Annotated in this window: 12 protein-coding genes; 3 read left to right on the top strand and 9 right to left on the bottom strand. The window is 35.0% G+C overall.

What is annotated here, in order from left to right:
* Positions 1–640: 640 nt before the first annotated feature.
* From BLR60_RS21680 to BLR60_RS21705, 5 genes are all read right to left on the bottom strand, one after another.
* Entirely contained in the window at positions 641–979 is a 339-nt protein-coding gene (locus BLR60_RS21680) for a hypothetical protein (RefSeq protein WP_090503717.1), read from the bottom strand.
* Positions 980–1,194: 215 nt separating this feature from the next.
* A complete protein-coding gene (locus tag BLR60_RS21685) occupies positions 1,195–1,473 on the bottom strand; it encodes a hypothetical protein (protein ID WP_090503721.1) in 279 nt (92 codons plus the stop codon).
* Positions 1,474–1,489: 16 nt separating this feature from the next.
* On the bottom strand, positions 1,490–2,293 hold the full coding sequence (locus BLR60_RS21690) for an HNH endonuclease (protein WP_090503723.1): 804 nt from the start codon (positions 2,291–2,293) through the stop codon (positions 1,490–1,492).
* A 1,414-nt stretch (positions 2,294–3,707) separates the two neighbouring features.
* Positions 3,708–3,971 carry a hypothetical protein gene (locus BLR60_RS21700; RefSeq protein WP_090503725.1) on the bottom strand — a complete coding sequence of 88 codons (264 nt, stop codon included), beginning with the start codon at positions 3,969–3,971 and terminating at the stop codon, positions 3,708–3,710.
* 65 nt (positions 3,972–4,036) lie between these two features.
* Positions 4,037–4,378 (bottom strand): hypothetical protein, encoded by a 342-nt coding sequence (locus BLR60_RS21705; protein WP_090503727.1) that lies wholly within the window; start codon positions 4,376–4,378, stop codon positions 4,037–4,039.
* 774 nt (positions 4,379–5,152) lie between these two features.
* On the opposite strand from BLR60_RS21705, the gene BLR60_RS21710 reads away from it, so the two are divergent.
* Positions 5,153–6,247 carry an alpha-mannosyltransferase gene (locus tag BLR60_RS21710; protein ID WP_090503730.1) on the top strand — a complete coding sequence of 365 codons (1,095 nt, stop codon included), beginning with the start codon at positions 5,153–5,155 and terminating at the stop codon, positions 6,245–6,247.
* Positions 6,248–6,861: 614 nt separating this feature from the next.
* On the opposite strand, the gene BLR60_RS21715 is transcribed toward BLR60_RS21710, so the two are convergent.
* The gene (locus BLR60_RS21715; RefSeq protein WP_090503732.1) at positions 6,862–7,638 is read right to left on the bottom strand and encodes an FkbM family methyltransferase; all 777 of its coding nucleotides are present in this window, start codon (positions 7,636–7,638) and stop codon (positions 6,862–6,864) included.
* Positions 7,639–7,821: 183 nt separating this feature from the next.
* Positions 7,822–8,739, bottom strand: a complete 918-nt coding sequence (locus BLR60_RS21720; protein ID WP_090503734.1) for an LLM class flavin-dependent oxidoreductase — start codon at positions 8,737–8,739, stop codon at positions 7,822–7,824.
* 165 nt (positions 8,740–8,904) lie between these two features.
* On the opposite strand from BLR60_RS21720, the gene BLR60_RS21725 reads away from it, so the two are divergent.
* Both BLR60_RS21725 and BLR60_RS24720 read left to right on the top strand, forming a co-directional pair.
* Entirely contained in the window at positions 8,905–9,558 is a 654-nt protein-coding gene (locus BLR60_RS21725; protein WP_090503736.1) for a glycosyltransferase, read from the top strand.
* Between the two features lie 220 nt (positions 9,559–9,778).
* On the top strand, positions 9,779–10,003 hold the full coding sequence (locus BLR60_RS24720; protein ID WP_143009124.1) for a class I lanthipeptide: 225 nt from the start codon (positions 9,779–9,781) through the stop codon (positions 10,001–10,003).
* A gap of 178 nt (positions 10,004–10,181) precedes the next feature.
* Here the strand turns inward: BLR60_RS24720 and BLR60_RS21730 are convergent, their stop codons facing one another.
* Positions 10,182–11,462: an HlyD family secretion protein gene (locus BLR60_RS21730; protein ID WP_090503739.1), complete on the bottom strand. Its 1,281-nt coding sequence runs from the start codon at positions 11,460–11,462 to the stop codon at positions 10,182–10,184.
* A gap of 23 nt (positions 11,463–11,485) precedes the next feature.
* Positions 11,486–13,690 carry a peptidase domain-containing ABC transporter gene (locus BLR60_RS21735; RefSeq protein WP_090503741.1) on the bottom strand — a complete coding sequence of 735 codons (2,205 nt, stop codon included), beginning with the start codon at positions 13,688–13,690 and terminating at the stop codon, positions 11,486–11,488.
* Positions 13,691–13,711 lie beyond the last annotated feature (21 nt).

A 13,711-nucleotide genomic window follows, 5' to 3' on the forward strand; every position in this document is an offset into this window, starting at 1 on the left:
GTGTCAGGATCTTCTACAACACCGGTAATGGTAAAATTCGATAATATAAAATCCGGTAAGAATAAATTGAGTAAGGAGGCTACGGTAGAAGGCATATAAAATGAAAATAGTAAAAAAAAACAAAGCTATCTGTTTTAATCCTACTCCACAACTTTTGGTATTGATCCCATTTTTTTTGATCCCTATTTTTTTTATTTGTAAATAACTGAAAATAAATTATTTAAACAAAAAAAGCAGCTCTTTTCAGAACTGCTTTCAAAACTCGGGGTCAGTGGCGGTGCGTAGTTCGAACCATTTTGTGGGCGAATTGATTGGAATTGGAGATTTTTCGAAAATTTTAAAAGAATAGGGCAGTTAAAAACGTTAGCTTATCTAAGCTAGAAGAGTATATCTTTTAGATGTAAGTTGATATCCATTATAATTAAATTGACAAAATCTACGTCCATCCAACTCTTGATTAAATTGAACGTTAAATTTATTCATGAGCTTAAGTGGTGAGTTTGAATATCACACTACATATTATTTTATGAGCATTGTAACCGTTCGTTGCAAGGATAAATTAAGGTATTGGCCAATCCTTTGATATAATGCGTCAATAATTAGAACTTAGTCTTAGCGAGATACTAATACTAGAAAAGTGCTAATAACCCTCTAATTCTAAGAAAATATCTTGCAAATCTCCATTAATTTTCTCATCATTTTGATCTGAAATTAACATCAAATTTTCATTAATTTCTTCATAGGATGATGTACCATCTAATATACCTAAAACATGAGACATCGTATTAACTTCTACAATACGTAAAAATTTAATAAAAGCTTCTTTTTGATCCTCATTAAGGTTATTGTAAATAGGTAAGATACCTTTCCAAACAGGATCATGCGCTTCTTTTGTTGTTGACAGCAAATTTTGGTAAGTTGCCAATTTTTTTTCAATGACGGTTTTTCTCAGAAGTTGTACTAGTTTTAAAGATCTCATTTATTTATTTTTAAAAATGCTTCTGGATACAATGCCTTAGTCATTTCAATTAATTAAATTCTAGTATATATCCCTATTCATCAAAAATAGGATTTCAGTATTTTTCTTCTCACCGAAATCACGAATATTTTCTGTGTAAGGAATACCGTCAATGGATAGCTATATTTAGATTTGACAAATGCTTAACAGCAAAGCTGTGTATCAAGGTTCATTATTTAAGCATCATTTATTGCATACTCGTATACACGTTTAGCTATTTCTTCTTCTGTTGGTTTATATTCTAAGTTCTCAATCCAATCTTCAATAAATTCTTTAGCTAAAAATACTTCTATAAGGTAAAAGTATTTTTTCCCTCTGTCTTCTTTAAATCCCCCATCACCTTCTTCCGCATGTGATAAAATAATATCAGAGTTGAAATTTTCTTTATCTTCTTGAAAGATTATAGCATCATCATCTATATTTTCAATATTTCTAATTAAATCAATTAAGTTCATATTTTTTTTTATATAATTATAATTTGCCCCAAATAGCAAACCCGCCAAAACCACCTGGATGTAAAGTATTCCAGAAAGCACTTGTAATAGTGTGTTGACTTTTTGGCACTAATTGCATCACTCCTTTTTCTGTAGCATGATGCCATACCCATCCTACAGGGGATTTACCCACTATACTTCCAGCCGCAGATTTCGGAATGACTATCCCTAATTCTGACATTGAGGCAGCAAATGTTGCATCTGAGGCGATGGTATTGGTAAGTGCTTTGTTTGCTTCAAGAAAATGAGCACCTCTATAGACACCGGGATAAGATTCGCTTGCCAATTTCATTTCAAATGCAACAGAATATTGGGCCCCTGAACCAACAGCTTTAACAACTGTACGTTCTGCAGCTTCTCTAGCGCCAGCCTCTGCTATCCCTATCGCCCCTGCTTTTAGTCCGCCCTTAATAATGGAGCCAGTACCTAGAGTGGCAAGGTCCAAAGCAAAGCCTGCAAAACCTGCACCAGCTTGCCACCAATTCCCATCCCTAAGGCCTCTATACAAGTCACGCCCTGACCCTAATACTGGTGTGACACTAATTCCTATATCAAGGGCCTTATCCATCAAGCTCGGCACTTGACCAGTAATAGTTACTTCATCGAGCGTTAATTTACCTATATCTTTAGAACCGTCATAATTGAATCTGATAGCATTACCAGCCTCATCATTCCCCAATCCCCTGCTCCCTAACCTCGTATAACCCGCTATCTCTGCATTACCTGCAAAGTACACTGCCTTGTTTACATCGGTAATGTTAAGCGGGAGGTACCAATCCATTGGGCCATTACCAGTGGGATCAATATACCTTACAGGATTGTTAAATCCATAATTATAAGGTGAATGCCCTGTATAGTCTTCAGCCCAGGCATCAACCGCATTCCATCTACCTGTAACAGGATCGTAGAACCTGGCACCATAATCATACTGGCCTCTAGTTCTTCCTGAATTTCTTTACCGTTATAAAGATATTTATTATCATTTGAACCTACAAGGCCAGCAGATTTACGTAGACCAAAGGCGTAATAATCGTCTTTTTGTAATGGATGAACGCTATTGTTATAAACATCAAAAGTCAACCTCACATTGCCTAGGTGATCAGTAAGGTTATAATTGTAAGTATAATTATTACTTCCATTTCTTTGTGCGATTCCTTCCTCCGTATGAATCAACTCTATAACACCGTTGTTATATTCAATCGCCCCATCATAATCTCTGGTATTGGCTATACCGTTAAATACAGAAGTTTTTTTCAGCTTTTGACCCATTGCATCATATATATATATCACACTATCGCTATTTTTGCTTGCCTTTTCAGGTAAGTCTAGATAGTTATAGGTGTATGACATTCCATTACGCCCATCTTTTTTCGCATTTCCATTGTTGTCGTAAACGTATGACTGTGATGTTACATTATCAATCGACTTAAGTTGATTGCCATCATAATGATATTCGTTCATAACCGAACCATCTCGACTTAAGTTCTTGATGTTTCCCATTTCATCGTAAGCAATCCGCTCAGTCATCAGACCTGCTGCTGTTTCAGCTAAGGTAAGACGGCTTAACTTATCATATTCGTAATTAAATACATTGTTTGATGGGTTTTGATTATTCCCCCAATCCCATAATTGCCTGCTTATGTTCCCATTATATCCTTTTGATGTACCATCTTCGTACTTTAGTTTAAAACTAAATTCATTGCTAACACTACGCTTTAGCCAACCACGCTCATTGTATGACAATCGGGTAGTTTGTAGGTCATTATGAAGCCTCTTTTCTATAACCTGACCAATTTCATTATACACCAAATGATTAATCCCTACTTCAACCTGTTCATTTATCCTTTGAAAGTTCGCAATACGCCGGCCTACATGATCATATTCGTACCTGTTGGCTATCGTAGTTTTATTATTGTTGAGCTGATGGGTAAGCGTACTTTTTGTTAATTCTCCAGAAAAGTTATATGCATTATCAACAACATCAGTTCCACCTAGATGATTTTTATTTTTAGCTTGTATAATTTGCCCTTTTTTGTCATAATAATTTACGGTAAGCAACATTTCCCCTGTCTCAAGATTTTTCACCTTGTAACCTGTAAGAAGTCCACTAATTCTATCTTCACCCACCTGATCAACTGCTGTACCTGTAAAAGTATTACCAGGAATACTATAATTATCATAATAGCTAAGTGCATCTACATTAAAGTCAACCTTGGTATAGATTTATTGGTATAACCTGTTAAAATGTCGTTTACATTACGTTTTTCCCATATTATTTTTAATGTATCGGAATATGACTGCAACCATTCTCTTTTACTTCTATCTGGCACAATGGCCGCGTCTGCGCTAGTCTCCTTATAGATGTAATTACCTGTCATTATAGACCTACCAAGGGCATCATATTTTACAAAAGCCCATTGTTGTGGAGTTTTATTTCTCTGGCTTGCATCCTGACTCATAACAAGCTGGTTTAGCTTGTTGTAAACCATAAATTCCCAACCTTTACCTGGTATTTTCTTTTCAGTTAATCTTTGTCGAGGCTCATTCCCTCCGGCAGGCTGACCTTTCCCACCAGTCCATCAGTTACACCGGACTTAACTCCCAATTTAGCAGTATTTCCGTGCTTCACGGCAAGCGGGTCATCTATTAAAACCCTATGATCATTTGCCTCAGAAGGCCTACTATTTTTTTTAAGATGAAAAAATATCAGGACACCACCATACCATAACAGCCCCAGTACAAGCAGTACCATCGAAAACTGAAGTGTAGAAAAATCGAGTAACATAAACTCAGCTTTTTCCCGAGACCTCATTGTATCGGGATTTGATAAGGCAAAGTTGCAGTACCCAAAATCTTTATATCCCATATTGGATAGATTGGATGAAAAACGCCGCTGTAGAACCTTCAAAAGCATTCAAGACTATGCATCAAAGAAAAATTTAAAATAAAAAACAAAAAAATACTACTGAATATCAAATACCTAGACCCATAACCATTAAACGCATAAACTTGTACTAGCTATAAGCAATCAATGAACAAACAGAATTTCTTCGAACGCATTTCCCCTCAGATCACCTGCTGGAAAGGAAGCCTCTGGGACTTTACCCTCGCGTTTGCAACCGTTATTTCTTGGGTCAGCTGACCCATATTCCATCTCACGGCAACTTGGTAACAATAAATAGTGATTATTATGAACGTACTTAAGACAACGAAAACGTTTCCCTAAAAGGGGAAATGAAAACACCAAGATAAGAGACCAATCTTGGATCATTACAAGAAATATCTAATGTTAGATTTGAACAGAACTACTGAATGAATTTATGTTTAAGATATTATACGATACATATTTTCCAACTATGCATTACAGCCTCGATAAGGGACTATTAAACAAAATCAATATAACGCTAGTTTCATTCTCCTATTAAGCAAACTTTAAAAATTCGCCGAATAATTAGGGATTAATATTTAATTAAAAATCTCCTGAATAGTGCGTTTGGATTCCTCATAGAAATATACGTCATTTAGTTATTGATTAAAGTTTGCCAAATTATAGATAATTTGCTAGCGTAACTTTTATTTGCACTAATTTATTGATACCTTACTCCAGGAAATCTAGCTAACAATCGATCAAAAACAAAACATGGTAAACCTTGAAAGCCCATTACTAGATCCTAATTATAGAATGCCTGTTGACGAAGTTTGCAGGTTAAGAAAAGGAATAAGTGATTTTCTAAAAGAGGGTTTAGAAGTAACAGATGATGATTTTGGATCAGGCAGCGGTATCGTAATTAGTGCCGGTGGGTTTAAATACTTTACTTGTACTTATGTACTAATCTCTACTTTGCGTAACCTTGGTTGCCAATTGCCTATCGAAGTCTGGTATTATCAGGACGAATTAACATTTGATATGCGATCTTCACTATCGAAATTTAATGTAACTTGTAGGGATATGGAGGGCTTCGTGGAAGGTCGGCCTCATGGTTTCCTGATGAAATCTTTGGCAATTCTTTACAGCGACTTTGAAGAAGTTTTATTCTTAGATGCAGATAATAACTGTGTGAAGGATCCAACTTATTTATTCCAAGTACCACAATACCTAGAACATGGTTGTATATTCTGGCCAGATTACTGGATGCACTCTCCAAATAATCAAATATGGGAGATATTCAATCTTCCCCCACAAAATTGTCCGGAACAAGAAAGTGGACAACTGCTTATCAATAAAAAAAAATGTTGGCAAGCATTGCAACTTGCTGTATATCTAAACATAAACAGCGAATATATATATCGATTTATGTACGGTGACAAGGATAGTTATCGTATTGCATGGATGTATTTAGAGGTTCCTTATTTCTTTATTCAAACGCCACCTGGATCATTTGGTTATATGTTTAACGGGAAACAATTTCATGGCAACACTATGAGCCAATACGATCCGAATGGTGATATAATCTTTTTACACAGGAATTTAATAAAATGGCATGTAACGTATCGGAATGAAAGGCTTTGGCAGATACATAAGTCTTTTAAGCCACATGCCAAAGATTTATCATGCAACATTAGGAGGCATAAAAAAACCAACTACATAGACTTGGTTGGCGATGTGGATGTAGTTGAATATTCGACCTTAATTCCAAATTTAGAAGAGGCATGCCTTAGAGCATTGTCTGAACTTAGGGGCCATCCCTTTTACCAAGAAGAATTATTGCATAGTTATATCAGAGAAAGTCGGTAATCAGATTTGAGTTGCTTTTCTTCTGATCAATGTCTCGAGAATAAAAGTCTTTCTTAGTCACTATTCTCGCCGAGGAACGTTTCATAAGATTTCCTGCCTATATTAGTGTGGATCCAAAGCCGATTATATTCTTCATCGATTGCTTTTCAGCGTATGGCATGCAATTTTCTCGTGACACCTAGTAGAAAACTGCTCTAAAGAGCACTGATTGTATATTAGACCAGATATGGTATCCGGATACCCGCGATCCACCCCATATTTCCAATCCTATCCACCATCTGCATGATATGAAGATAAGTATAAAATGTGAGTACATGATTGCCACCGGATAGTAGCCGTATATCTTCAAATGCGGTATTACCATTTTCTAACTTTAGAAGGATAGTTAAATATAGTATTGATTTCGCGATAAAGTTTTGCTAAGAAAGATCTTGAATCAAATTGATATAGGTGTTCGGTCCGATAAGCACACCGGACTTAACTTTGATGTTAGGTAAGCGACGCATTAATTTGTAACATTGTTGTACTATTGACGGTTGGAAAGAGGCGTGTTAATCTTGTATAGAATCGTAACAAACTGCTATATCTTGTATACTGAAAACCCAACTAGTCGATCAAGTAAGGTTCTGTTTACTAAAAATTAAGCCATCTTCCACGATATCGTTATGAAATAAAAAGCCCATAATAGAAGAGAAGTTACACTTGGAAACGGTCAGATCTCTACCTGGCCAATATAATGTATTGAACACATTAAAAAGGTTTACAAATTTTTCCAAGGATACAGCACTAACATTTCTCAAATGATGAGGTACAAACTCAACTACGAGCGTCTGAACATTTTCCAGTAATCTAGTCATTCCAGTTAAAGCGTGATATTCTGACCCCTCAATATCCATGATAATTAAATCAAAGATTTGATCAGACAAATAATCGTCCAAAGGAACTGCGTCCACCGTTATTTCATCCGGATTATCATAAATATACATTTGATCCATTACAATCGGTTTTCTTTTACTACCCCCGGAATTGGAGGTATTGAGTAGAAATTTTAATTTTTCAACTTTGTCACTAGCTGCAATGCAGTGTGTTTGACAATTTTCCAGAGAATTTAGACTTACATTGATATTCAGCAATTTGTATGTTTTGGGATTCGCCTCTATTGCAACGACCTTTTTCACCCTTTTGGATAACGGAATTGCTAGGGTTCCTATGTGTGCACCCACAACAAGTACCCGAGATTCTTCGGCCACAATTTTAAATAGACGCTCTAATTCTTTGAAGCCCCATTCTCCACGTTCGCGTAAACCCTTCCCGATTACAAGGTCATTAGGGTCTACTTGGAAAATACCATTTTTGGTATTCAGTTGTTCAAAATAAAAATCTTTTTCCATTTAAATTAATAATTTGCGTTTACAAAAAAAGACAAAAATCTTCTGCTAGCTTCAAATTAGTTTTACGAAATTTATTTAAATTCGTATAATAAAAGTCATCAGTTAATTTCTATTAAAAAACTTTACAACTGGCAGTTACGCTCAAAAGATACTTATTTTCTAATTTACCAATGTCTGACAAATTTATAGAGAAAATTCTTTAGCAATCAATTCAGTCGCTTTAAATTTAATCTTAAAATCATTGGAAAGATCCTTTAACACGAAGTTGCTTACTCCTGTCATCTCTGATATTTTTTGTATTTCATCATATATAAAGCTGGGAGAACCAATAATATCAAGGTAAATAGATTCAACATCTATTTTGCTATGTATCTTAACAGCTCTTTGGTGACTTTTGGTGCACAGAAACCCTACCATTATGCTAATATTTGGCGTAATCCCGTGTGCCAATTTGAAATTCTCCATGTAGTGATTGATTAAATCCCATTGCTTATTTGCCATATCTTCATCTTTTGCAATAGACCTGCAGAAATTTAATTTTAATTCCACAGCCTTCTCTAAATTCTGAAATGAGGATCCTAGCAAAAACAAATCTGGAGTAACCCCTTTAAATGGAGGTAAAAAAATGCTATCGTCGACTAAAATATTTACTTCGTCATTATAAAATTTCGAAACCTCAGTTATGTTTATAAAATGATCTTTTATGATATTAGAATCCCTATCTGGAACTAATAATTTTCGAATATGTTCTTTAGGATGGCTGTTTGCAAACCCAAGTTCAACCCTATTTGGAAATATGTTGGCGAGTAGCTTAAAGTTTAACGCCAATCTATAAGGACTTTGATAACTTATCAGAACACCACCACTCCCAATCTTAATTCTTTCTGTCCTATTAAGCAATATTGGCAATAAAAATTCGGGACTAGACCATGGACTATTTCGGTAAAGATTATGATGTTCAGTTAGCCAAAACCGATTAAATCCCAGTTCGTCTGCAATATCACAGTATCTTATTACATTTTCCAGCACTAAGACTGGGTTATCGGTGTAGGACGACAAACCGAACTCTAATAAGCCTAAAGTTATTTTGTTTTTTGACATGCAATAAATTCTTATTGCCTAAGATCATTCTTTTTTCTGAAATGTTAACCTTTTCGAAGCCTTTATTAAGAGAAACCAATATATTTTTTAATAATCTGTTAAGTGTAATAATACTTTTTATAAATTGCGAATACAAAATCATCCAATCTTAAAAAGAATCAAGGCATGGAAGACCGTGAAGAAATTTTAATACCAAAAATTATACATCATATAATTGGTCGACGTCAGAATCCTTTGATCGAAGACTGTTTGGACTCTTGGAAATGCCTGGGAAATTATGGCTTTGAAATCCGTATTTGGACTGACCTTACCATAATGGATTTTATATCTACATTCCATCCCTTTGCGTTTTACGCATTTGTACATGCAAAGAATCATGCTGAAGCGGCAGACATAGCGCGATATTTAATTATTTATACCTGTGGCGGCTATTACGTAGATTGGGATGTGAAGTTATTAAGTCCCGAAAAATTTTTTTTTTTATCAAAAAGGTATTTATGTGGCTATATGCTTGTTGACCCATTAAATGACACTATAGCTTCAGAATATTTTTGCTCTTCTCCAAAAGACCCTTATCTGTTAAATTTGGTAGAAGATATTGTTCAGCTATTCAACGATGGACAGAAAGACCTAATCCGTACCCCACAATATAGCGGCCCATATAGAATGCGGGATAGTTTGTTAAAACATCCAGAAACAAGTATTGAATCGGTGAACGTTAAGGACATATTTGCCTACGATTACAGGGAGATCAGAAACCCTCCTGCGGGTGAAATTACGCAACCATTAATTCATTATTGGGTACATTCATGGCTATAGATGGTGGGATGTATAACCAGCCCCCGCAAAGAATCATAGCATAAGGAAAGTATGGTAAATCTGCCATTCAGACTTTAACAGGCCTATTCCATAAAAAAACCGGAACTTATCTACTGTATTAAATAAATCACTGTAATTGATTTTGTTATTAAGTTAAAAACCATATATTTGGGTAAGGGCGGTATCAATTTTTAATAAATTACAATCTAATCTTAGCATTATGAAAAAAAAACTCGTTTTAAATAAAAAGACAATAACTGAATTATCGCAGAAAGAACAATCTAAAGTCCTTGGGGGCTCTAATGAAGCATGGACGACCTCATTCGGAAGTTGCACTGGTGGTCTTTGCTGTTCAGCACAACCAACAACATCTCAATTGCGTTTATGTCCAAGTGACAATCTACCTAATGGTTGTCCAAGTAATTCCCCTTCTCCATTACATTAAGAGTCCATTAATCTAAATCAACCGCCCTTCATAAATTACTATTACCATCTTTTTAATACCCCATTCTCAACTTGATTACTGCTCTAACTCACAATGGTTATGACTTTAGCAGAATAACTTTATTGGAGAGATCAATTATTTTTAAAATACTTACCAAATCTTTCCTTTAAATTAGCGACTAGTTGCTATTCATCATTTTAGTAAAACTCCTTGTAAACCTCTGAAGTACAGAGCTTTGCTCTGTTACTATTTCCGCTGTTGCTCTCATCCCATTTTTAAGAACGATTTTATGTTTGCGGTCTTTATTTTCGAAACTATCGAACACAACTTTTCCGATGAAAACGCTATCCCTAAACGCCACTTCAGAAATGTAGCTTATCTTACCACGTATTAACCCATATTGTTCAAATGGATAACTCTTCATTTTAATAAGTGCACGTTGTCCAGTGATAATTTTACCCATATTATACTGTGAAATTGAAAGTTCTCCAAAAAAATTAGTGTCTTCAGTGTTAATCACAAACAGTTCTTGGTTGGCATTAACTGTTTGGTTTTCTTGAATAATCCCGGCATAAGCGACAGTTCCCTGTACCGGAGCTTTCAAAACATATTTATAGAGCCAAGCATCTGTTTCGCTCATCATATTTCTCAGTACCTGCATAAACCTCAACTTTTGTTCAGCGATGGTGTGCTCTATACTCAAAATTTCTTTACGCTTGGAAGCTACTGCAGAGCTATTATTTAAAATTGAGGACTGGGTCTGTTGTAAGGGATATTTCCCCGCTAGATATTTGTTTTCTTGATTTTTAAACTCATTAGTAGAGATAACACCTTTCTCGTATAATTTCTTGTACGCAAGATATTCCTGTTCAACATTTGCATATTCCAATTCCTGTATCTTCCTTTGGGTGATAATTAACTGTTTTAAGCTCTCTATTTCCGATAAATCCTTTTCTAAAAATGCTTTATTGGAAAGATAATACCCTCCTTTCTGAGCATCAATATACTGCAAATATTCCTGATGGAAGAGTCGGTAGGCATCTTGCAATTCGCCTAAATTTAAGTTTATAGGTAACTCTAATTTTCCAATTTCACCTTTATTAATTGCTGTGTTGATTTTCGACAAATTTTCTTGTAATTTAATTACATCTGAATGATCACCAACGCTTTCCATGTAAGCAATGGGCTGATTTTGTTTAACAATAGCTCCGTCACGCACCAATAATGACACTATTTTACCTGTCTGTTTTGCCAAAATAGACTTTGGAGTGTTTAAGGAATTTATTTTTAGGTCAGCTTCTATTATATCGGGATATTGGATTAATGAAGACATCAACACAATTGATAAAATAATTAAAAAAATAACCGTAATTCCAGCACGCAATATCCATGATGGTACCTGTGTAATTATTTCCTGAATTTCCTCGCTATTTACATTTAATAGTTCATTTTCTGGCATAAGAAACTTCTTTAAATAATATATTAACTGCCTAATTCCAGTTGATTTTTAACCAATTGATAATACTCTCCTTTTCTACTGGTTAGTTCAGCATGTGATCCTTGTTCTATAATTAAACCCTTATTTAAAACAATTATATTATGGGCATTTTTAACTGTACTTAACCGATGGGCAACAACTACAACCGTCCTGCCATTGAAAAATTCGTCAAGATTATTCATGATAATCATTTCATTATTAGCATCGAGGGCATTTGTAGCTTCGTCAAAAAAAATGTATTCAGGTTCTTTATAAACCGCTCTGGCAATTAACATTCGTTGTCGCTGTCCTTGACTGATCCCATTTCCAGCGGCACCGATTTTTGTATTAAGGCCCAAAGGAAGCTCTGCGATAAAATCACTTATATTTGCCATTTTTATAGCGTGATGTAATTTTGCCATATCAGGATATTCATCACCAACCGCTATATTTCTAGCAATGGTGTCTGAAAATATAAATCCATCTTGCATGACTATGCCACATTGACTTCGCCAGAATTTAAAGCCAATCTGATCGATTGAAGTGCTACCAATTCTGATCTCGCCCTTGTCCAACTCATAAAATCTTAAAAGCAATTTTAAAATTGTTGTCTTTCCACTTCCGCTCATTCCAACTATTGCGGTGGTCTTACCTTCAGGAATCGTAAAATTTATATCTTGCAATACAGGTTCATTTCCCGCACCTGGATACTTAAATGTCAAATTATTTAGAGAAATACTTTTATTTATGGGAAGAATTTCTATGAACGATTTATTCAATGGTTCTTCGTTTTCCATTACATGTATTTCATTTAGACGCTCCAAGCTAATCTTCGCGTCCTGAAACTGTTGTAAGAAAGAAAGTAATTGTTCAATTGGACTATTTAACTGCCCTACAATGTATTGGATTGCCATCATTGCTCCCAAGGTTAAATCCCCCTCAATAACGTATCTAGCAACAATGAATGTTATGATGATGTTTTTGCCTTCGTTGATAAAAAATGCTCCTACTTGCTGATATTGACCAAGAGCAAGGCTTTTTATATTAAAATTAAAAAGATTAGCTTGTATGCGCTCCCATTCCCATCGTTTTTGTTGTTCACAATTGTTCAACTTAATTTCCTGCATACCAGCTATCAGTTGAACAACATTACTTTGATTGTCTGAAGAGATATCAAATCTTTTAAAATCAAGATCTCTTCTTTTCTTTAGAAAGACAATGATCCAAATACTATATAAAAAACTACTGCCCGCAAATATTAATAAAATATTTATGTTGTAGTAACCGAGAACAAAGGCAAAAATAACTAAATTGAAAAGAGAGAAAATTGTATTTAGAGATGAACCGGTCAAAAAACTCTGTATCCTTCCCTGATCGCTCATACGCTGCATTATGTCGCCGGTCATCTTTGTATCAAAGAAATTCATTGGCAACTTCATGAGCTTAATTAGAAAGTCAGTAAGAATGTAGATATTTACCCTAGAGGTGATATGAAGCAAAATCCATGACCTTATAAAATCTACACTTAATCGACCTAAAAAAAGCATTGTTTGCGCAATAACGATAATATAAACAAAATTCAAATTGCGCGTATTAATACCAATATCAACCACAGACTGCGTTAAGAATGGAAAAATCAATTGCAAAAGACTTCCTACCCCCAACCCTAAAAAAAGTTGGAAGATGAGTTTTTTGAACTGGAAAAGGTAGCTGAAGATATAGCTAAAATTTAGTCCCTCTACAGCATTTCCATCATGATTAAAAAATAATGGTCCTGGAGAAAGTGTCAATGCAATGCCTTCTGCCTCTCCATCATTTTTTGTGCTAAGCCAGTTTTTTAAAAATTCTGATTGCGTATAGGTAACATGCCCTTTTGCTGGATCAGCAACAAAGAACTTTTTTTGACCAAAAAAAGTATCAGATTTTGTTTTATAGAGAACAACAAAATGTTCCTGTTTCCAATGAATTATACAGGGCATTTCGAGATCTTCAAGCTTAGCGAGATTGACTCTTACGGCCATTGTACGAAAACCGATCTTTTCAGCTGCTTCACTAATTCCGAGTAAAGACACTCCTGAACGATTAATACCCGAAAGCTCTCTTAACTTTTGCATACTAAAGTTACGACCGTAGTGCTTAGCTACCATCCGAAGACATGATGGACCACAGTCCATCTGATCACTCTGTTTATAAAAAGGAAATTTCTTCAACTTTAAATATATTTTATTTTT

It is taken from the genome of Pedobacter terrae (assembly GCF_900100705.1).
Lineage (GTDB): Bacteria > Bacteroidota > Bacteroidia > Sphingobacteriales > Sphingobacteriaceae > Pedobacter > Pedobacter terrae.